Raw genomic sequence first — 20,790 nt, 5'->3', positions numbered from 1 at the left:
AATAAATAAACAGGCATAAAAATGCCTCAGACAGTTTAAGCGATACTTATCCTATCTGAGGCTATTAAAATACAATAAACATATTTTATCAATAATCAGTCATAAATGACTTTCATGATTTCGTACTCGACCACGCCTTTTGGCGTTTCAATACGGGCTTCATCGCCTTCAGACTTACCAATCAGACCACGAGCAATCGGCGAGTTAACAGAGATTTTACCGGCTTTAAAATCCGCTTCGTCGTCACCAACGATTTTGTATTGTTTTTCTTCTTCGGTGTCCATGTTTTCGATAACGACGCTCACACCGAATATCACACGGCCGTCTTTTGGTAAAGTCGTAGGGTCAATGACCTGTGCGCCGCCAAGTTTGGCTTCGATATCACGAATACGTGCTTCACAAAATCCTTGCTGCTCTCGCGCTGCATGGTATTCAGCGTTTTCTTTTAAATCGCCGTGTTCACGAGCTTCAGCGATAGAGGCGGTGATACGTGGACGGTCGACGCTTTTTAACTGTTTTAATTCTGCTTCTAGCGCAGCATGTCCTTGCGGAGTCATGGGGTAACGTTGCATGTTTTTTCCTTAAACCAATAACACGGGCACCATCTCCTACTCTTAGTGAATAGTGAGATGGTGTCAGTGTTGTTGCAATGGGTATAAAATATAAAAAGAGTAGGGGTTAAGACAGCGTAATAAGTAAGTTGGCTATTATTTATGAGGATATCTCACCTCAATTCAAGAATATGCGCACTTAAGCTTACGTAATAAAAAGCATAGTCGCAGTTTAGCCACTATGCTTTTTGGTTTTATCATTTAAATTGTATTTCAAACATGGTTTGCTGTGTTCAACAGGAAACCATGCTCAAATAAGCTCTTAGGCAAGCCTAACGGTTATGCTTAATCTACTGAAATTATTCAGCCAAGTCAATAGAGCTATACAATAGACTTTGCTTGCTCATGTAAATCTTGCAATTTATAAACCTCAAAAGGCAAGTCAATCGCATAAGATTTACAAACAGCATCTGCCGCGCCTAAAGTGGTGACGTAAAATACTTTGCCTTGTAGGGCGCTGCGGCGGATAGAGAATGAATCCTCTTGTGCCTGTTTGCCTTCCGTGGTATTGATAATCATATCAATTTTGCCATTTTTCAAGGCATCAACAATATGCGGGCGACCTTCGGTGACTTTGTTGATTTGCTTACATTCGATGCCGTTTTCCGCCAGTACTTTTTGCGTACCTGTAGTGGCAACGATATTAAAGCCAAAGTCGATCAGCTGACGGGCGATAGGAGCGATTTGCGCTTTGTCGCTATCACGTACTGAGATAAAGACCGTTTTGGTTTCGCCTTCAGTTGGTAAACCGGGCAGACGCTCATTACTACCGATGACGGCCTTGTAGAATGCTTCGCCAAAGGTTTTGCCAACGCCCATGACTTCACCGGTTGATTTCATCTCAGGACTCAAGATTGGATCAACACCAGGGAATTTAGCAAATGGGAATACCGCTTCTTTGACTGCAAAAAACGATGGTACAATCTCAGTTGTAAATCCTTGGTCTTTTAGCGACGTGCCAGCCATACAGCGTGCAGCGATTTGCGCTAAAGAAGTCCCGATACACTTAGAAACGAATGGTACGGTACGGGCTGCACGTGGGTTGACTTCAAGAATATAAACGGTTTCACCTTTTACTGCGAATTGGACGTTCATCAGACCGATAACGCCTAGCTCTTTTGCCATAGCAACGGTTTGTGCGCGCATGACATCGCATAATTCTTTAGATAGTGAGTAAGGCGGCAATGAACAGGCTGAGTCACCAGAGTGTACGCCAGCTTGTTCGATATGCTGCATGATACCGCCAATCACCACGTCTGTACCGTCGCTAACACAGTCTACATCGACTTCGATGGCATCATCTAAGAAACGATCTAACAATACTGGCGCTTCGTTTGACGCTTGTACCGCAGTGCGCAAGTAATGTCTTAGCTCGTCTTCGTTATAGACGATTTCCATCGCGCGGCCACCTAGTACGTAAGATGGGCGTACGACCAATGGATAACCAACGTCTTTTGCCTTGACCAAACCATCTTCTAAGCTAGTGGCTAGGGCATTGGTTGGTTGCACAAGATTCAACTGCTGAATCATATGCTGGAAGCGTTCGCGGTCTTCTGCGCGGTCAATCGCATCAGGACTCGTACCAATGATTTTGACGCCAGCGGCTTCAAGAGCGCGGGCTAGTTTCAATGGTGTTTGACCACCAAACTGAACAATGACGCCGTCAGGATTTTCGATACGGACAATCTCTAACACGTCTTCTAAGGTGATAGGCTCAAAGTAGAGACGGTCAGAGGTATCATAATCGGTTGAAACCGTTTCAGGATTACAGTTGACCATGATGGTCTCGTAGCCGTCTTCGCGCATCGCAAGGGCTGCGTGTACACAGCAATAGTCAAACTCGATACCTTGACCGATACGGTTAGGGCCGCCACCGATGACCATGATTTTTTTGTTATTCGTTGGATTGGCTTCACATTCGCTGTCGTATGTTGAATACATATAAGCGGTGCTAGTCGCAAACTCTGCGGCACAAGTATCGACGCGCTTATAAACCGGATAGATATTTAAATCCCAACGCTTTTTGCGTAGCTGCTTTTGTGAGACGCCCAGCAATTTGGACAAACGTAAGTCTGATAGACCTTTACGTTTGAAGCCACGTAAGTTCTTTTCGGTCAAACCACCAAAGCCTAATGCTTTGACTGTTGCTTCAGTTTTAACGATGTCTTCAATCTGTACCAAGAACCATGGATCGATTTTGGTTAGATTAAATACCTCATCGACGCTCATGCCGATACGGAAAGCATCTGCAATGTAATAAATGCGTTCAGGCGTTGGGATGGTCAAACGATTGGTAATCTCGCTACGGGCTTTATCAGCTGGCACTTTTGATAAGTCAATTTGCTCATCAAAACCATCATTGCCTGTTTCCATGCCACGTAAAGCTTTTTGCATCGATTCTTGGAAGTTACGACCAATCGCCATCACTTCACCAACCGACTTCATTTGGGTTGATAAAACATTATCGGCTTGTGGGAATTTTTCAAAATTGAATCTAGGTATCTTAGTAACGACATAATCAAGCGCAGGCTCAAAGCTGGCTGGTGTTTTGCCACCAGTGATATCGTTTTGCAATTCATCTAGCGTATAACCAATCGCCAATTTGGCTGCGATTTTTGCAATCGGGAAGCCCGTCGCTTTTGATGCCAATGCTGATGAACGTGACACGCGTGGATTCATCTCGATGACGACCATACGACCTGTCTCAGGGTTGATACCGAACTGGACGTTTGAACCGCCTGTTTCAACACCAATCTCACGCAGTACAGCTAATGACGCATTACGCATGATTTGATATTCTTTGTCCGTCAAAGTTTGTGCTGGCGCAACCGTGATTGAGTCGCCAGTATGCACGCCCATTGGGTCAAAGTTTTCGATGGCGCAGATGATGATGCAGTTGTCGTTTTTGTCACGAACCACTTCCATCTCATATTCTTTCCAACCGATTAATGACTCATCGATAAGGAGCTGATGGTTTGGTGATAAGTCAAAGCCGCGCTCACAAATCTCGATAAATTCATCGCGGTTATACGCGATACCGCCGCCTGAACCGCCCATGGTAAATGACGGACGAATGATACACGGATAACCCATTTTTTCTTGAGTGGCAAAGGCTTGTTCCATGGTTTCAGCTGTTTCAGCGCGAGGACACTCAAGGCCGATACGTTTCATGGCTTTATCAAATAAGTTGCGATCTTCTGCCATCTCAATCGAGTCTTTGGTCGCGCCAATCAGCTCACAATTATATTTGGTCAATACACCATGCTTGTCCAGTTCTAGCGCACAGTTTAGTGCCGTCTGTCCGCCCATGGTGGGTAAGATAGCGTCAGGACGTTCTTTGGCAATGATTTGCTCAACCGTCTGCCATGTAATCGGCTCGATATAAGTCGCATCAGCCATGACAGGATCGGTCATGATGGTCGCCGGGTTTGAGTTGACCAAGATGACGCGGTAGCCTTCTTCTTTCAACGCTTTACAGGCTTGCGCGCCTGAATAATCAAACTCACACGCTTGACCGATGACGATGGGGCCTGCGCCAATGATAAGAATGCTTTTTATGTCGGTACGTTTTGGCATAGTTAGGGCTACCTTCGTTAGTATGATGTTTTAATTTATTTATATTTGGGTAAAACGGTATTTGAACAATGCTATATTTCAATAAAGTAATGTTATTTTGCGTGGGTCAGCTTAAACCATCGTTTGTGATCTAAGCTGTATAACGAATATCTACTGATTGCTAATAACTTATAGTTAAAAGCTACTTAACAGCTTACGCTTTAGCCGCTGCCATCATATCTGCAAACTTATCAAACAATGGTGCACAATCATGCGGACCGGGGCTGGCTTCTGGGTGACCTTGGAAGCTAAAGACCGGCTTGTTGGTCAGCTCGATACCTTGGTTAGTACCGTCAAATAATGAGCGATGGGTAGATTTAACATTAGCAGGCAGCGTGTCTTCATCAACCGCAAAACCATGGTTTTGACTGGTAATCATAACCGTGCCAGTTGCCAGATCTTGTACTGGATGATTGGCGCCATGATGACCAGTTTTCATTTTAATAGTGTTTGCGCCGCTGGCAAGACCAATTAACTGATGACCTAAGCAGATACCAAAGGTAGGAATATTGGTTTCTTCAATGATATGACGTACGGCATCAATAGCATAGTAACAAGCAGCAGGATCGCCAGGACCGTTTGATAAGAAGATACCGTCTGGGTTCATTGCTAGCACATCTGCGATAGGGGTTTGTGCTGGCACTACTGTGACATGACAGCCACGGTCAACGAGCATGCGTAGGATATTGGTTTTGCTACCGAAGTCATAAGCGACTACATTATATTTTGCTTCAACATGCGTGCCCAAATGCTTAAAGAAACCGCCAGTACCGCTTTCATGGCTACCCGCTATGTCGCGGTTGAGTAGGGTGTCTGATAAATCCCAGCTACCTGCTGTCCATTCAAAGCTGGTTGGCGTGCAGCATTCTTTTGCCAAGTCCATACCTTCAATACCAGCAAATTCCTGTGCCAACTTAATCGCTTTTTGCTCGTCGTCGCTGCTAATTGTTTCACCATTAGAGGCCGTCATGATACAACCGTTTTGTGCGCCTTTATCACGTAGCAGGCGCGTCAATTGGCGCGTATCAATATCAGCGATGGCGACAGTATTATGATTCTGTAGATAATCGCTTAGTGACTCTGAGTTACGGAAGTTTGAGGTAACCATAGTGGCATCGCGAATTATAAGACCTTCTGCCCAGATTTGGTGACCATTACCAGACTCGACATCTTCAGCGTTGGTGCCGGTATTACCGATGTGCGGATAGGTGAGGGTCACTAGTTGACGCGCGTAGCTTGGGTCGGTCAGGATTTCTTGATACCCTGTCATGGCTGTATTAAAAACCACCTCACCGACACGATGACCTTGACTACCGATACTAATACCACGAAAAATCGTACCGTCCGCTAGTGCCAAAATTGCTTGTATTTCTGTCGATGAATTCAAGGGTTGCCTCCGCTGTTATTGGTGAGTGCTGTGCTGGTTTTTTGCTTAAAATAAAGCGCTGCTTTTTTGATTATTGCTATTTAACTGCGGCTAAATAACCATAATAAAAGAGACAGCGCCAAAATTTTTCCACAAAAAAGCGAGAAGACATCATAGATGAAAAGGTACAGGATTCACTAGGGGTGAATAAGTAACTTACATCATGTCCGCTCGCTTTGGCACAGATTTTGCGCATTATACTAGAGTTTTGCGTTAAGGGCTAGCACCTTAACTCAGAGATAGGCTAATAAAATGCATATACAACCTAAAGATTGTTTATTTATTAATAATACCGATTATTTGTTGAAAATTTGCTGCAGTTATTAATAGCGCGTTCAAAAGACTCAAAGCCACAGACAGTATTAAAACTTATCATAAACTGATGATTCATAGTAATCTGGCGGTAAGTTGTTGGAAGTCATACTGACAGCAAATGAATAATAAAATTGCTGTCGACCCTCTTTATCATCCATATAATAAGTGCTACCGTAAGCAACGGCGGGTAGTACGAAGGAGTGGATAATTTCTGCTTTTATCAGCATAAGAACTACCGGCGACATAATATTCCATAGCTTTTATGAATCTTTACTACTATCAGGCTTTACAACACATTTTTTATAAAAAATAATGACTAAGGACAGATTATGATTTATCAATATTTAGACAAGGTGCCTGAATTTGCGGTACCTTTTAACGGTTGGGTAGCAGACTCAGCACGGGTTATTGGTGATGTATATTTGGGTCATCAAGCAAGTATTTGGTTCGGTGCGGTACTGCGTGGTGACAATGAACGTATTCATATCGGCGATTATAGTAATGTGCAAGAAAACAGCGTGATTCATACCGATGCTGGTATTGAGGTAAAGATTGGCAACTATGTCACCATCGGTCATTTAGCGATGCTGCATGGCTGCGAAGTCGGTGATAACAGTTTGATTGGTATTGGCGCAGTCATCTTAAATAATGCCAAAATTGGTAAAAACTGTATCATTGGTGCCAAAGCCTTGGTAACCGAAGGTAAGGAAATTCCGGATAACTCTCTGGTCATGGGCGCTCCTGCAAAAGTGGTTAAGACATTAACCGATGAGCAAGCAGCGATGTTGAAGCTATCAGCACTACATTATGCGGAGCGTTGTCAGAAGTTTAAAGCCGGTCTTAGAGAAATTGAGCAACCTGAGTAAGTCGCTTATTACTAAATAATAACCACTAATCACTAACGACCATTTCCTATGAATTATTACCAATTATCATTAATGAGTATTTTATTATGAGTACGCCACACATTTTACGCACCTTAGCGTTATTCGATTTAGACCATACTCTACTCGATGTCGATAGCGATTATTTATGGGGCGAATATATCGTTAAGCACAATCTTGTCGATGAAGCAGAATATCGCACGGCCAATCAGAAGTTTTATAACGACTATATTGAAGGCACACTTGATGCCACGGAATATAATGAATTTGTCGCGCAGTTTTTAAGCAGTCTACCGATGGAGCGATTGCATGAGCTACGAGAAGACTATATCAAGAGTGAAATCGAGCCGCATATTCGCCCAAAAGCGATAGAAGTTTTGTGTCAGCATGTCGAGCAAGGTCATGATGTGGTGATTATTTCGGCGACCAATGATTTTGTGGTCTCTGCGATTGCCAAACGTTTTGGGATTGAAGATGGCAATGTGCTCTCAACGCCACTTGAGATAAAAAATGAGCGTTATACGGGTAAATTGACCGATAAGCCAAATTTTAAAGAAGGTAAGATTTATCACTTGGATAAATGGATTGGCAAGCAGCAACTGGCTGGCATTCATTATGACAAGACTTATGCCTATTCAGATTCTAAGAACGATATTCCACTGCTTGAGTGGGCGGATGTGGCTATTTGCGTGTCACCCGACGATGCGCTTCATGCGCATGCTTTAGCGCATCGCTGGGCAGTTGAAGACTGGTCGATTTCATCGAATAATGATTAACGTCACTGCTAGGATGGTAGAGAGAATTAGCCAAACATTTTGCGCAAATCTCCTTTAAAATAGCGGCATAGTTATTGCTTAAAAATAATCGTTTAAAACACACAGGAACCTTTATGGAAATCAATCCGTATCAAGAACGAATTAAAGACTTATCTGAGCGCGGGCAGGACCTTCGGAGGTATCTTTGACTTCGATGGTAAGCAAGAGCGCTTAGAAGAAGTCAATTTAGAATTAGAAAATCCCGAGCTATGGAATGATCCAGAACGCGCGACCAAAATTAATAAAGAAAAAAGCCTGCTTGATGGGGTGATTGATGTGGTAGTTTCGCTTGAAACCACACTGGAAGATGCATCTGCGATGCTTGAGCTTGCAGTAGAAGAAGAGGACGAATCATTACTTGCCGATGTGCAGGCAGAGCTCGATAATGCTGAAAAACGTGTGGCCGATTTAGAATTTCGCCGGATGTTTAGCGGTGAGATGGATCCAAATAATTGCTATTTGGATATCCAATCAGGCAGTGGTGGTACAGAAGCGCAAGACTGGGCAGAGATGCTGCTGCGCATGTATACGCGCTGGGCAGAAGCACATGGTTTTAAAGTGGACGTTATTGAGATATCTGCTGGCGGTGTCGCTGGTATCAAGTCAGCAACCATTGAGATTAAAGGCGATTACGCTTTTGGCTGGCTACGGACTGAGATTGGCGTCCATCGCTTAGTACGTAAGTCGCCATTTGACAGTAATAACGGTCGTCATACGTCATTTGCGGCAGTCTTTGTGTCACCGGAGATTGATGATAATATCGAGATTGATATCAATCCAGCGGATCTGCGCATTGATACTTATCGCTCATCTGGCGCTGGTGGTCAGCACGTCAACACTACCGATTCCGCAGTACGTATCACCCATGAACCGTCCGGCATTGTGGTAACTTGTCAAAATGAGCGCAGTCAACACGGTAATAAAGCAACGGCAATGAAGATGCTACGCGCCAAGCTTTATGAGCTTGAGATGCAAAAACGTATGGAATCTCAGCAAGCGGTTGAAGATGGTAAGTCTGATGTTGGTTGGGGCAGTCAAATTCGCTCCTATGTACTCGATGACTCACGTATTAAAGACTTACGTACTGGCGTTGAAACCTTTAATACCGGCGCTGTACTCGATGGGGACCTCGATCAATTTATCGAAGCAAGTTTAAAAGCGGGACTGTAGAGCGAAACTATAAAGTCAGTTTTGAAATATCAACCAACTTTTCATTAAGGAAAATTATGCCAAGCGTTAACAATTATTTTGATAATAAAGTAACTTCTATTGCCTTTCAGACGAGCACTCTCCCTGCCACTGTTGGAGTAATGGAGATTGGTGAATACGAATTTGGCACTAGCGAGTTTGAAACCATGACAGTCGTTAGCGGTGCTTTGACGGTTAAGCTACCAGAGAGTGACGAGTGGCAGACCTTTGAAGCAGGTATGCAGTTTACTGTTGACGCCAATCAAAAATTCCAAGTAAAAGTGAACGTCGAAACCGCTTACTTATGTGTGTATGGTAAATAAGCGATTTTAGAGTAGTAATTTTATCAGCATAAAAAACGCCAAGTATTAATACTTGGCGTTTTTTGTTTTTACATTGAACTGTTTATAAAAAAGCAGCTATCTGTTAATTAATTAATCTATCAAGCTATCATAAATCCTTGCGATATTGAATCATATCAGTTTTGATTGCAAGCGTATCATAGAGGCGACGTGCAGTTGTATTATCTTCTTGGGTTGTCCAATAGACCCGGTTGCAGTTTTGCTGGCGTGCAAACTCATAAACGTGCTCAATCAATGCGCGTCCTACGCCGTACCCTCGTACAGATTCACTAACGTATAAGTCCTCTAAATAGCAACATTCAGTGCTATTCCAAGTATTGGGATGTAGCACCACATGAGTCATACCTACCAAATTGTCGTCTTTCCATGCTCCAAATCCATAAATAGGGACATTGCTATCAAGCAAGTTGCGCCATGTTGCTTCTATGGTAATTAGTGGCAAGCTGGTTTCATAAAACGTCAGATAGCTTTGCCATAGTTGCAACCAAGATTGGTAATCAGCGTGAGAAAGGAGTGCTATTTTTATTGGGCTAACAGTTATATTTGTAGGAGTAGAGTCTGTCATATTGGAAGCATCTAAGATGGGTTAATCTTAAATTATGCCTTAGCGCCTAAAATTAACAAGCCTTTTATCGATTTTATTTTACACAGGATTACACTTCATCCATGGCAAATACACAGCAAAAATCGCTGTAGTTAATTATGCTAAAACGACTATTTTATAAAGTGAGTATCTTTATGGCGAAGTTAGAGCAGCAGATAAACCCGCAATATGTGCGCCATGATTATGAGCATTTAGCTCACTTGGCAAATTTGCGCTACGTCAGCGATGATGAGCTTGGGTTTACGCGCAGACGTTGGGGGCGGGGATTTACGTATCGTGACGTGGATGGTAAAACGGTCAAAGACAAGGCAGTGCGTCAGCGTTTTGATGCGTTAGTGATACCGCCCATGTGGTCAGAGGTTTGGATATGCCAAGATGAAAAAGGACATCTACAATCGACAGGTCGTGATGACAAAGCCCGTAAACAGTATCTTTATCATCCAGAGTGGAATCGCGTGCGTGATCAGGCCAAGTTTGAGGCGATGATAGGTTTTGCCGAGGCGCTGCCTAATCTACGAGCGCAAGTTGAAAAAGACTTAGAGGTGATGTCATTATCACGTGATAACGTCCTTGCCGCCGTGGTTAAATTATTAGAGACGACGTTAATTCGTATTGGAAATAGCCGCTATGCAAAACTCAATAAAAGTTATGGTTTGAGTACGTTAAGAAGTAAACATGTGAGTGAAACAGATACTGGCTTGGCGTTTGATTTTGTTGGTAAAAGTGCCAAAGCGCATCATATAGAGCTGCAAGATGAGCGCTTGATTGAGATTGTACAAGCCTGTTCTGAGTTACCGGGTTATCAGATTTTTAAATATCTAGATGACAATGGTGATAAACAAGTGGTTGATAGCGCCGATATCAATGAATACATACGCAAGTATACTTGCGCTAATGATTGTGAAAGTAAAATGTATAACGGCAATTTATACAGCGCAAAGGATTTTCGTACATGGATGGCAAGTGTGCTGGCTGCCAGTTATCTTTATGATGAGTTGCAAACGTCAGTTGGTAAAGAGATATTGGCAAGCGAGCCTGCGAGCCATGAGCGCCAGCAGTTGGTCACTGATATGGTTAAAGATGTAGCAAAGGAGCTTGGCAATACGCCTGCAGTCTGTCGAGCCTCTTATATCAATCCTATTATTATTGAGCGATTTTTGGCAGGACAGTTTTTTGCAACCTATAAACAAGCGCGGCGTGGGCGCACCAAACAGTATCAAAGCTGTGAAGAGAAGGCATTACTTGGATTTTTGCATACACTACGATGACGTAGTAACCAGTAAAACTTCTATTAAATTATTCTTATCTTTAAAAATGATACGCTATGTATTGAAATAATGAGAAAAATACGTTACTAATAGACTATCTTAAATATTAGAATGGGAAATGGTCTATAGGTTATGTCCGTTTTGTCTATATGATATATTTTCTATCACTTACTTAATATTGCTAAAGGATTAGCTTATGAACACCTCACCTTCAAATACTACTGCGCATACTGCAAACACGCCAACGAGCTACAACGATTATTATAATAATTTTGATATCAATGCATTATCGACAGAAATCTTTGGCGAGCATTTAGACGATCGATTGAATGCTTATATGGCATGCTGCGGTCGCCATGTGCGTGACGGCCGCGCGGATAATCTTGCGTTAGTGCATGAAGATACTAGTGGCAATGTGACGCGTATGAGCTTTGCTGATCTGGATAAGGCAAGCGCGCAAGTCGCCAATTTACTACAATCTTATGGTGTAAAAGTAGGCGACCAGGTCGCCACCATGTTACCGCGTACTCCCGAATTATTGACGATTGTATTAGCAATTTGGCGGATTGGCGCGGTGTATCAACCGTTATTTACCGCTTTTGGCTATGATTCTATTAAGTATCGCATGGACAAAGCCAATACCAAGGTCGTCTTTACCAACCAAGAGAATCGTGACAAGTTTGAAGACTTGGCTGAGCAGACCAAGATGGTCTTGGTGGGTAGCGAGGAGGATGCGCAAAGTTGGGGCGATGATAATTATGTTGAAATGACGGCAACGCAGCCACAAACGATAGAGCCAGTAATATTAGATACTGATGCGCCATTTTTACAGATGTTCACCTCAGGTACAGTTGGTAAGGCAAAAGGCGTCAGCGTGCAATTAGCCGCGTTATCAGCCTTTTATTTATATATGCGCTATGCCATTGACTTACGCGAGGACGATCACTACTGGAATATGGCCGATCCAGGTTGGGCATATGGCTTGTATTATGCAATTACGGGTCCTTTACTGTTGGGCGTTACCACTTATTTTAATGAAGCCGGTTTTGATGCTCAGAATACCCGTGACTTTATGGTACGCCACAAGATTACCAATTTAGCATCTTCACCAACGGCATTTCGTATGATGAAGTCGAGCGGCGTTTTTGAAAAAGCTCATGACGATGTTGATGCCAAGTTATCGCTACGCTGTGCCAACTCAGCAGGGGAAACTTTAAATACTGAAGTGGTGAATTGGGTGGATACTTATTTAAACTGCAAAGTTTGTGATCAGTATGGTCAGACGGAAACAGGTATGACTTGCTGTGAGCATCATGCGCTCACTCATAAATCTCCAGTAGGTTCTATGGGAATGGCGCTACCGGGGCATACGCTGGTGGTATTAGATGATGATATGAATGTATTGCCTGATGGCGAGCAAGGACAGTTGGCAGTGGTGGTCAGTCAGTCACCGGCATTTTATTTCCGAGGCTATAGCTGGAATGAGAAACAAGCGTTCGTCGATGATTACTATCTGACTGGCGATGTGGTCGAGCGTCATACTGACGGGACGTATTGGTTTTCAGGTCGTGACGATGACATCATTACTACCGCAGGTTATCGAGTAGGTCCGACCGATGTTGAAAATACGGTGCTCGAACACGACGTCGTTGCAGAATCAGCCGCTGTAGGTATACCTGATGAGGTGCGTGGACATACGATTAAGTCTTATGTGGTACTCAAAGAGGGTATTCAAGGTAGTGATGAGATTGCACAGCAAATTAAAGACTTGGTACGTGAGCGTCTATCCGCCCATTCGTATCCTCGCGAAGTTGCGTTCGTTGATGCGCTACCAAAAACACCAAGTGGCAAGATTCAACGGTTCTTGTTACGTAGCTTATCTGCTGACTAAGTTGCTAATACTAATTATTAAAAAATAAACCTCAAGGAATGATTATGCAAGTACAAGCAAGCAGTTTTTTAGTGACAGGCGGTGCCTCTGGGTTAGGGGAAGCAGTCGTTCGTGGTATCAGTGCACAAGGTGGCAAGGTTGTGATAGCTGATCTAAACGAATCAGCTGGGCAGGCGCTGGTCGACGAGCTTGGCGACAATGCTCGTTTTGTACGCTGTGATATCACTAGTGGTGATGATGTGCAAGCAGCTGTCGCTATGGCTGAAGAAGAGTTTGGCGGTCTACAAGGATCGATTAACTGTGCTGGTATCGCTGTGGTACAAAAGCTGTTAGATCGTGAAAACAATCCAGCAGATCTTGATGCTTTTAGCCGCGGGGTTAATATTAACCTCGTTGGCTCTTTTAATGTGGCGCGCTTGGTTGCTGCTAGTATTGCTAAGCGAGTGGCAGCTAGTACGCCTACCGAAGACAATACTGTGAATGCCGATAACGGAATTATTATCAATACCGCCTCTATCGCAGCCTTTGATGGGCAAGTAGGGCAAGCAAGCTATGCATCGTCAAAAGCTGGTGTGGTCGGTCTGACTTTGCCATTAGCTCGAGAGCTTGCACGTCATGGTATTCGTGTCATGACGATTGCACCGGGTGTTTTTGCTACTCCAATGATGCAAAGTATTCCTGAAAAGGCACGTGAGCAGTTAGAGGCGGGCGTTCCTTATCCTAAACGTTTGGGCGCGCCTGATGAGTTCGCCAGATTGGTTATGCATATCATTGATAATGCCTATCTCAATGGTGAAGTCATTCGCTTAGATGGTGCGATACGTATGGTTTAATAAGGTGTTAAGCGTTTAATATCGCAGCTTTATGCGCTATTCATATAACTTGCACAACACGTGGCATGGTTTTTTGCTATCTTATAGGCAATAATTTTATTTATTCATTATAAGAAGCAAAGACCATGTCATTTTTTTATTTAACGACTTATAAAAATACTCGTGGGTTACTAGCGGCTTTCGTGCTTGCTGCAGTGGCGATTATGAGCAGCAGCGCTAGTGCCATGGCGTCTACTAACAACAGCTTAGATAATACAGGCGCCATTCCTAAAAATACCGTTATTGATAAAGTGTTCGTTGATAAATCAGCGCGTATCTTACAGTTATTAAGTGATAATAAAGTCATTAAAACTTATCACGTTGCCCTTGGTGGTAATCCTATCGGTCATAAACAGAAGCAAGGTGATCAACGTACGCCAAGTGGTGCCTATATCCTCGATTATAAAAATGAGAAATCCAAATACTATCGCTCTATTCACGTCAGCTACCCCAATGCTGCAGACAAAGCCCGTGCCAAAAAACTAGGCGTCAATCCGGGCGGTGATATTATGATTCATGGGCAAAAAAATGGTTTTGGTCAGTTGGCCAGTATCACACAGCGTCTTGATTGGACTGAGGGCTGTATTGCGGTGACTAATGATGAGATGGATGAAATCATGGCGGCGGTCAAGGTTGGTACTGCTATTGAAATCGTGGAATAAAACTGTTAAATAAAATCTCAAACAAGCCATATTCGTAGATTCATTTTATCTAAAGTTTAATGAATAATAGATTGGGTTTTAGTATGGCTTAGTGACTGAATTTAAAGTATTTAATATCATTACTATTAATAAGGTTTTAGTGATAAGTAGGTTGAAATATCTCTCTATATACCGCATATATAAAGGTAGACGAAGGTAAGCAAACAGCATAAGTTTGCTGCCCGATAATATATATAAATGATAAAAGGATACCAATATGAGATTTGAGAAGTTTACCCAAAAGCTGCAATCGGCGATTCAAGAAGCACAAAGTCTGGCGTTAGGTCGCGATCATACCGGTATCGATCCGGTACATTTGCTTGCCGTACTACTGCAAGATGAATCCAACTTGTCTATCTGTCAGCAGGCGGGCGGCTCTATCCCTGCTTTAAAGAATGGTGTGGCAAAAGCATTAGACAATCAAGCAACGATTAGTGAGCCGACAGGTGATGTCAATCTAAATCCAAATTCAGTTAAAATTTTGAATTTGGCAGACCGTCAAGCGCAAAAAGAAGGCGATGATTTTATCGCGACTGAATGGGTGCTGCTAGCGCTCGCTGAGCAAGGCGAAACCAAAAAGATATTTACAAGTGCTGGTGTGACGGCAAATAAATTAAAAGCAGTCATTGAGCAGTTGCGAGGTAATGACACCGTGAATAATCAAAATGCTGAAGATCAGCGTGATGCGCTGAATAAATATACCATTAACCTAACTGAACAGGCAGAACTTGGCAAACTTGATCCGGTGATTGGTCGTGACGAAGAGATTCGCCGTACCATTCAGGTGCTGTCGCGTCGTACCAAAAATAATCCCGTACTTATCGGTGAGCCAGGTGTTGGTAAAACCGCTATTGTAGAAGGCTTAGCGCAAAAAATCATCAATGGTGATGTGCCAGAAGGTTTACGCCGTAAAGAAGTGCTGTCGCTAGATTTGGGCGCGCTCATCGCAGGGGCAAAATTCCGCGGTGAGTTTGAAGAGCGCCTCAAAGCAGTACTCAGCGACTTATCAAAACAAGAAGGCAATGTCATTCTATTTATCGATGAGTTGCATACCCTAGTCGGTGCTGGTAAAGCCGATGGTGCAATGGATGCGGGTAATATGCTAAAGCCTGCGCTAGCACGTGGCGAATTACATTGTGTCGGTGCAACGACTCTAGATGAGTATCGCCAATATATCGAAAAAGATGCAGCACTTGAGCGTCGTTTTCAAAAAGTGCTGGTGGATGAGCCGACGGTCGAAGATACCATTGCGATTTTGCGTGGTCTAAAAGACCGTTATGAGCTGCATCATGGGGTCGTGATTCAAGATAGCGCGATTATTGCCGCTGCGCGGATGAGTCATCGTTATATCACCGATCGCAAGCTACCGGACAAAGCGATTGATTTGATTGATGAAGCCGCGAGTCGCTTGCGCATGGAGATGGACAGTAAACCTGAATCACTAGGTAAGCTTGATAGTCGCCGGATTCAGCTAAAAATGCAGCGTGAAGTGCTCAAAAATGAAGAAGATGCGGGCGCGCAAGCAGAGCTTAAAATACTAGATGCTCAGATCGAAGAGTTAGAGAAGGAATATGCGGATCTTAATGAGATTTGGCAGGCTGAAAAAGCTCTAGTCGAAGGCAGCAAACAGCATAAAGAAAACTTGGATAAAGCCCGCATTCAGTTAGAAAAAGCCACGCGTGATGGCGATTATGCAGAGATGTCGCGATTACAATATGGTGTGATACCTGAACTTGAAAAACAAATTGCTGATATTGATTCGGCTGAGCAGAAAGAGCAAATCGGTGAGCCAATCACTGTTAAATTGCTACGCAATAAAGTCACTGACAATGAGATTGCAGAAGTGGTTGCTGCCGCGACTGGTATCCCTGTCAGTAAAATGATGCAAGGCGAGCGTGACAAAATGCTGGCTATGGAAGAAAAACTCCATGAGCGTGTTATCGGTCAAGATGAAGCAGTTGAAGCAGTAGCAAATGCGGTACGCCGTAGCCGTGCAGGTTTGTCTGATCCGAATCGCCCTTCAGGTTCCTTCTTGTTCCTTGGACCTACGGGCGTTGGTAAAACAGAGCTCACCAAATCACTCGCGAACTTCTTGTTCGATAGTGAGGATGCGATTGTCCGTATCGATATGAGTGAGTATATGGAGAAACACAGTGTCAGCCGTTTGGTCGGCGCGCCTCCAGGATATGTCGGCTATGAAGAAGGCGGAGCACTGACGGAAGCAGTACGCCGTAAGCCTTATAGTGTGATTTTATTTGATGAAGTCGAAAAAGCGCATCCAGATGTGTTTAATATCTTGCTGCAAGTGTTGGACGATGGTCGCTTGACGGATTCTCAAGGTCGCGTGGTCGATTTTAAAAACACCGTCATCATCATGACCAGTAACTTGGGTTCGCACAAAATCCAAGAAATGGTTGGTGAGAGCTATGAGGATATCAAAGTGGAAGTGATGGAAGCAGTTGGACAGCATTTCCGTCCAGAGTTTGTAAACCGTATTGATGAGATTGTGGTCTTCCATCCACTTGGTTTGTCGCAGATGTCAGGTATTGCTGCGATTCAATTAGATCGCTTGCGTCAGCGTCTACATGAGCGCGAGCTAGATATTGAGCTATCAGCGGATGCGATGAATAAGCTAGTGGCAGTTGGTTACGATCCTGTCTATGGTGCGCGTCCGCTAAAGCGTGCTATCCAACAAGAGATCGAAAACCCATTGTCATTGAAACTGCTTGCAGGTGATTTTGTCGCCGGTGATATCATCAAAGTTGATGTCGGCGCGGATGACAAGCTGACCTTTGATAAGCTTAGAATGAGCTAATCGCTTGTTTTAACGCTTGTTCTTAGCATAAAAAACCCCTTATTTGTCTGTGTAAGTAAAATACAGGCAAGTAAGGGTTTTTTTATGCTGGAAATAACATAGAAGACACAATCTGTACCAGAAGGGCTAGCTTGCCTGCTATATTATAAAAAAGCTTACAGGGGTGATTGACGTGAAAATTATAAAAGTGAACAGTACAGATATAGTGATTAGTAGCGGTATTACTCAAACGGCTAATAAAAATAAAATGCTTAACAAACACTTCGCGGTGTCAGTCGCAATGATTTCGATGTTATTTAGTACGGCTGCCTGCTCCAATCAATCAGCAATTGATACCAATGCGGATCTAGAAAAATATCAAGAAGCTAAAAACCCTCTCAATGATTCATTTGTAACTAACGATAAACCTGCCTTTACGACCAAAGCCGTTGCTACCTTTAATGAACCATGGGCAATGACGGCGTTGCCTACCATTAATAATGAGTCACCCAAATTGCTCGTGACCCAAAAAACAGGCGAGCTATTTATTGTTAATATCAAAACAGGTGCTAAAACAGCCGTGGCTGGTATACCAAAAGTCGCTTATGGCGGGCAAGGTGGTCTCGGAGATATTATCCTTGCGCCAGATTTTGCTACCTCAAAAAATATCTACCTTAGCTATGTTGAAGCGGGTACGGGTGTTGACAGCAATAAATTTGGTGCTCAAGTTATCAAGGCTAAGCTGGCAGGTTTGGATACTGGTCAACTCAGCTTGCGAGAGATTACGCCAATCTGGCAGCAGACGCCAAAGATGAAAGGACAAGGGCATTATAGTCATCGCTTGCTGCTTTCACCTGACGAGCAGTATTTATATATCAGCTCAGGCGAGCGTCAAGAAAAAACCCCAGCACAAGATATGAGTGGTAATTTGGGCAAAATTATTAGGCTAAATCTTGATGGTTCGCTGCCAAAAGATAATCCTTTTGCTGATACTAACAATGATATCGCTGCGCAGTTTTGGAGCATAGGACATCGCAATGTGCTCGGTATGGTATTTGATGAGAAAGGGCAGTTGTGGGCGCATGAAATGGGTCCACGAGGCGGCGATGAGTTCAATTTGATTAAAAAAGGTAAGAATTACGGCTGGCCAATCGTATCAAATGGTCGCAATTATTCTGGTGTTGATATCCCTGACCATGATACGCGTCCTGAATTTGAAGCGCCTAAGATGACATGGACACCGGTTATATCACCTTCTTCGATAAGTATTTATAAAGCGGGCACGCATAATGATTTTCCGGCATGGCAAGGCAATGCGCTGATCAGTAGCTTATCCTCTAAAGCACTGATAGTTGTCAATTTTGATAACGATAATGCTACTACTGAGCGCTATCGTTATGATATGGGGAAGCGTATTCGTAGCGTATTAAATGTAGATGGGCAAGTATGGATTTTAGAAGATGGCAATGATGCTCAACTATTAAGGTTACAGCCGTGATTTATTCAATCAAATAAAAAGCGCCAACATAGCCTATGTTTCGGGTATGTTACTAAATATAAACATTTAAAGTATAACAGTCATAGACCCTAAGGCGCCTGACTATCGTAGGATCTATGATATTTTCAGCCATTAAAAGTGCTTGGGCAGATTTGATAGTTGATAACTATCTTGTTAAGGTGGGCACCCCAAAAAATTGAGAATATTGAATGGATCATGTCAAAGTTGGCCGTTTAGGTCCCTTTCCGCGCGTCAGCAAACCCGTCTTTTTATCCTCGGCACTTTTGATTATCGCCTTTATCATCTTTGGTGCTTTTTTTAATGAGCTGGCAAATGAGGTTTTTGGTCAAGCAAAAGCCTTTATATCTGTGCGCTTTGGTTGGTTCTTTATTGTCGTTGTTAACTTAGCATTGCTCATGAGTATTTATTTGATTTTTAGTAAGTACGGTGATATCAGATTGGGCTATCAGACTGAGGAGCCAGAATATAATCTGGTTTCTTGGATTGGTATGTTGTTTTCAGCGGGTATCGGTATTGGCTTACTGTACTGGGGTACGGCTGAGCCGCTACAGCATTTTATGTCACCGCCATTAGGTGAGCCTGAAACGATCGCCGCTGCCAAGCAAGCGATGAATATCTCGTTCTTACATTATGGCCTGCATGTATGGGCAATCTACGGTATGGTTGCGCTGTCATTAGCATACTTTCACTATCGCCGTGGTTTGCCATTGGCGATTCGATCGACACTGTATCCTTTGATCGGTAAAAAAATCTATGGTCCATGGGGTCATACGGTTGATACGTTGGCAGTATTTGGTACCATGTTTGGGGTAGTGACGACTTTGGGTCTTGGGGTATTACAGATTAACTCTGGTCTTGAAGCCTTGTTTGGTATTCCAAATACCATTACCGTACAGATTATTTTGATAGCCTTTATCACTATGCTTGCCGGTCTGTCATTGATGATGGGCTTGGATAAAGGTATCAAGCGCTTAAGTGATATCAATATCTTCCTAACCATTGTGCTGCTCAGCTTTGTAATTTTCTTAGGACCGACACAGTTTATTATTAATAGTTTTGTAGAAAATATTGGCAACTATATTCATCAAGTGATTCCTTTAGGTCTTTGGACGGAGTCATATGCTGGTGAAGAAAACTGGCAGTCGTCATGGACCATTTTTTATTGGGCATGGTGGATTAGTTGGTCGCCATTCGTTGGGGTATTTATCGCGCGTATCTCTCGCGGTCGTACCATTCGTGAGTTTATATTGGGCGTTCTGCTGATTCCTATTACTATTTTATTCTTATGGTTTACCGCATTTGGTGGCTCAGCAGTCCATATGGAGTTGATGGCAGCCGCTGATCCAAGCCTAGCAAGTCCAGGATTGGTTGAGGCAGTAAAAGCGGATTATGGCAGTGCTATTTTTAAGCTAATGGAATTTTACCCGTTTGCAAAAGCAGCAACGTTGTTGATTATTGTGATGATTGTGCTTTGGTTTGTGACCTCATCAGATTCAGCCAGCTTTGTGATTGATATGCTGACCTCAGGCGGCGATGCCAATCCACCAAAAATTCAGCGTTTGTTTTGGGCAGGTACGGAAGGCGTTATCGCCGCAGTATTATTGGCGGCTGGTGGTTTAGGTGCGCTGCAAGCGGCTTCTATTGTCTCAGGCTTCCCCTTTGCCGTTGTTATACTGATTATGCTGTATTCATTACTGCGCGGCTTAAGTCGAGATCGCTTGATTTTGTACCGCAACCAGCAATGGTTTATCACTGAGGAATCTGCTGAGCATAATTCAGCCAATGAATTTCGTGATGAAGATTTGCTGACAGGTCCGCCTGATATTGAAAAGCCGACTGAGTGATAACTCATTAGCTTGTCGTTGAATAAAAAAGCCCCAGCTTTATCATAAGCTGGGGCTTTCTTTTATGTTGAATATTCTCTT

General features: G+C 43.3%; 16 protein-coding genes. 11 read left to right on the top strand and 5 right to left on the bottom strand.

Annotated features, from left to right (window positions below; all coding sequences use genetic code 11):
• Positions 1-95 precede the first annotated feature (95 nt).
• From greA to ACMHKH_RS11090, 4 genes are all read right to left on the bottom strand, one after another.
• Positions 96-572 (bottom strand): transcription elongation factor GreA, encoded by a 477-nt coding sequence (gene greA / locus ACMHKH_RS11105; RefSeq protein WP_079691347.1) that lies wholly within the window; start codon positions 570-572, stop codon positions 96-98.
• Positions 573-932: 360 nt separating this feature from the next.
• Positions 933-4,187: a carbamoyl-phosphate synthase large subunit gene (gene carB, locus ACMHKH_RS11100; protein ID WP_413520703.1), complete on the bottom strand. Its 3,255-nt coding sequence runs from the start codon at positions 4,185-4,187 to the stop codon at positions 933-935.
• Positions 4,188-4,380: 193 nt separating this feature from the next.
• Positions 4,381-5,613 (bottom strand): glutamine-hydrolyzing carbamoyl-phosphate synthase small subunit, encoded by a 1,233-nt coding sequence (gene carA, locus ACMHKH_RS11095; RefSeq protein ID WP_413520702.1) that lies wholly within the window; start codon positions 5,611-5,613, stop codon positions 4,381-4,383.
• A 401-nt stretch (positions 5,614-6,014) separates the two neighbouring features.
• The gene (locus ACMHKH_RS11090; RefSeq protein WP_413520701.1) at positions 6,015-6,212 is read right to left on the bottom strand and encodes a hypothetical protein; all 198 of its coding nucleotides are present in this window, start codon (positions 6,210-6,212) and stop codon (positions 6,015-6,017) included.
• Positions 6,213-6,296: 84 nt separating this feature from the next.
• Between ACMHKH_RS11090 and ACMHKH_RS11085 the strand changes: the two genes are divergently transcribed.
• The 4 genes from ACMHKH_RS11085 (at position 6,297) to ACMHKH_RS11070 (ending at position 9,177) form a co-directional block, all read left to right on the top strand.
• Positions 6,297-6,833: a gamma carbonic anhydrase family protein gene (locus ACMHKH_RS11085; RefSeq protein ID WP_413520700.1), complete on the top strand. Its 537-nt coding sequence runs from the start codon at positions 6,297-6,299 to the stop codon at positions 6,831-6,833.
• A gap of 86 nt (positions 6,834-6,919) precedes the next feature.
• Positions 6,920-7,627 (top strand): HAD family hydrolase, encoded by a 708-nt coding sequence (locus tag ACMHKH_RS11080; protein WP_413520699.1) that lies wholly within the window; start codon positions 6,920-6,922, stop codon positions 7,625-7,627.
• A gap of 113 nt (positions 7,628-7,740) precedes the next feature.
• A protein-coding gene (prfB, locus tag ACMHKH_RS11075) for a peptide chain release factor 2 (protein ID WP_413520698.1) occupies positions 7,741-8,836 on the top strand; the annotation gives its coding sequence in 2 pieces (ribosomal slippage) (positions 7,741-7,812 and positions 7,814-8,836; 1,095 coding nt in all).
• A 56-nt stretch (positions 8,837-8,892) separates the two neighbouring features.
• Positions 8,893-9,177 carry a pyrimidine/purine nucleoside phosphorylase gene (locus tag ACMHKH_RS11070; protein WP_413520697.1) on the top strand — a complete coding sequence of 95 codons (285 nt, stop codon included), beginning with the start codon at positions 8,893-8,895 and terminating at the stop codon, positions 9,175-9,177.
• A gap of 127 nt (positions 9,178-9,304) precedes the next feature.
• On the opposite strand, the gene ACMHKH_RS11065 is transcribed toward ACMHKH_RS11070, so the two are convergent.
• Positions 9,305-9,781: a GNAT family N-acetyltransferase gene (locus ACMHKH_RS11065; RefSeq protein ID WP_413520696.1), complete on the bottom strand. Its 477-nt coding sequence runs from the start codon at positions 9,779-9,781 to the stop codon at positions 9,305-9,307.
• Positions 9,782-9,954: 173 nt separating this feature from the next.
• Between ACMHKH_RS11065 and ACMHKH_RS11060 the strand changes: the two genes are divergently transcribed.
• The 7 genes from ACMHKH_RS11060 (at position 9,955) to ACMHKH_RS11030 (ending at position 20,709) form a co-directional block, all read left to right on the top strand.
• Positions 9,955-11,088, top strand: coding sequence for a DNA topoisomerase IB (locus tag ACMHKH_RS11060; protein ID WP_413520695.1), 1,134 nt, complete (start codon positions 9,955-9,957; stop codon positions 11,086-11,088).
• A 196-nt stretch (positions 11,089-11,284) separates the two neighbouring features.
• A complete protein-coding gene (locus ACMHKH_RS11055; RefSeq protein WP_413520694.1) occupies positions 11,285-12,979 on the top strand; it encodes an AMP-binding protein in 1,695 nt (564 codons plus the stop codon).
• 44 nt (positions 12,980-13,023) lie between these two features.
• Complete coding sequence (locus ACMHKH_RS11050) at positions 13,024-13,812, top strand: SDR family NAD(P)-dependent oxidoreductase (RefSeq protein ID WP_413520693.1); 789 nt, start codon at positions 13,024-13,026, stop codon at positions 13,810-13,812.
• A 125-nt stretch (positions 13,813-13,937) separates the two neighbouring features.
• Entirely contained in the window at positions 13,938-14,513 is a 576-nt protein-coding gene (locus ACMHKH_RS11045) for a L,D-transpeptidase family protein (protein ID WP_413520692.1), read from the top strand.
• A 256-nt stretch (positions 14,514-14,769) separates the two neighbouring features.
• Complete coding sequence (clpB, locus tag ACMHKH_RS11040; RefSeq protein WP_413520691.1) at positions 14,770-17,367, top strand: ATP-dependent chaperone ClpB; 2,598 nt, start codon at positions 14,770-14,772, stop codon at positions 17,365-17,367.
• A gap of 247 nt (positions 17,368-17,614) precedes the next feature.
• Positions 17,615-18,844 (top strand): PQQ-dependent sugar dehydrogenase, encoded by a 1,230-nt coding sequence (locus tag ACMHKH_RS11035; RefSeq protein WP_413520707.1) that lies wholly within the window; start codon positions 17,615-17,617, stop codon positions 18,842-18,844.
• Between the two features lie 209 nt (positions 18,845-19,053).
• The gene (locus ACMHKH_RS11030; RefSeq protein WP_413520690.1) at positions 19,054-20,709 is read left to right on the top strand and encodes a BCCT family transporter; all 1,656 of its coding nucleotides are present in this window, start codon (positions 19,054-19,056) and stop codon (positions 20,707-20,709) included.
• Positions 20,710-20,790: the final 81 nt, after the last annotated feature.

This window comes from Psychrobacter glacincola, assembly GCF_965118485.1.
GTDB classification, from domain to species: domain Bacteria; phylum Pseudomonadota; class Gammaproteobacteria; order Pseudomonadales; family Moraxellaceae; genus Psychrobacter; species Psychrobacter glacincola_D.
The sequence above is the reverse complement of the archived record's forward strand: the minus strand, read 5'-3'. Positions and strand labels throughout refer to the sequence as shown.

Coding starts and splice junctions, on each gene's coding strand:
- ACMHKH_RS11035 (WP_413520707.1), top strand. CDS start 17,615: ATGCTTAACAAACACTTCGCGGTGTCAGTCGCAATGATTTCGATGTTA.
- ACMHKH_RS11090 (WP_413520701.1), bottom strand. CDS start 6,212: ATGTCGCCGGTAGTTCTTATGCTGATAAAAGCAGAAATTATCCACTCC.
- ACMHKH_RS11080 (WP_413520699.1), top strand. CDS start 6,920: ATGAGTACGCCACACATTTTACGCACCTTAGCGTTATTCGATTTAGAC.
- ACMHKH_RS11055 (WP_413520694.1), top strand. CDS start 11,285: ATGAACACCTCACCTTCAAATACTACTGCGCATACTGCAAACACGCCA.
- ACMHKH_RS11060 (WP_413520695.1), top strand. CDS start 9,955: ATGGCGAAGTTAGAGCAGCAGATAAACCCGCAATATGTGCGCCATGAT.
- carB (WP_413520703.1), bottom strand. CDS start 4,187: ATGCCAAAACGTACCGACATAAAAAGCATTCTTATCATTGGCGCAGGC.
- ACMHKH_RS11050 (WP_413520693.1), top strand. CDS start 13,024: ATGCAAGTACAAGCAAGCAGTTTTTTAGTGACAGGCGGTGCCTCTGGG.
- ACMHKH_RS11070 (WP_413520697.1), top strand. CDS start 8,893: ATGCCAAGCGTTAACAATTATTTTGATAATAAAGTAACTTCTATTGCC.
- ACMHKH_RS11045 (WP_413520692.1), top strand. CDS start 13,938: ATGTCATTTTTTTATTTAACGACTTATAAAAATACTCGTGGGTTACTA.
- greA (WP_079691347.1), bottom strand. CDS start 572: ATGCAACGTTACCCCATGACTCCGCAAGGACATGCTGCGCTAGAAGCA.
- ACMHKH_RS11085 (WP_413520700.1), top strand. CDS start 6,297: ATGATTTATCAATATTTAGACAAGGTGCCTGAATTTGCGGTACCTTTT.
- ACMHKH_RS11065 (WP_413520696.1), bottom strand. CDS start 9,781: ATGACAGACTCTACTCCTACAAATATAACTGTTAGCCCAATAAAAATA.
- clpB (WP_413520691.1), top strand. CDS start 14,770: ATGAGATTTGAGAAGTTTACCCAAAAGCTGCAATCGGCGATTCAAGAA.
- ACMHKH_RS11030 (WP_413520690.1), top strand. CDS start 19,054: ATGGATCATGTCAAAGTTGGCCGTTTAGGTCCCTTTCCGCGCGTCAGC.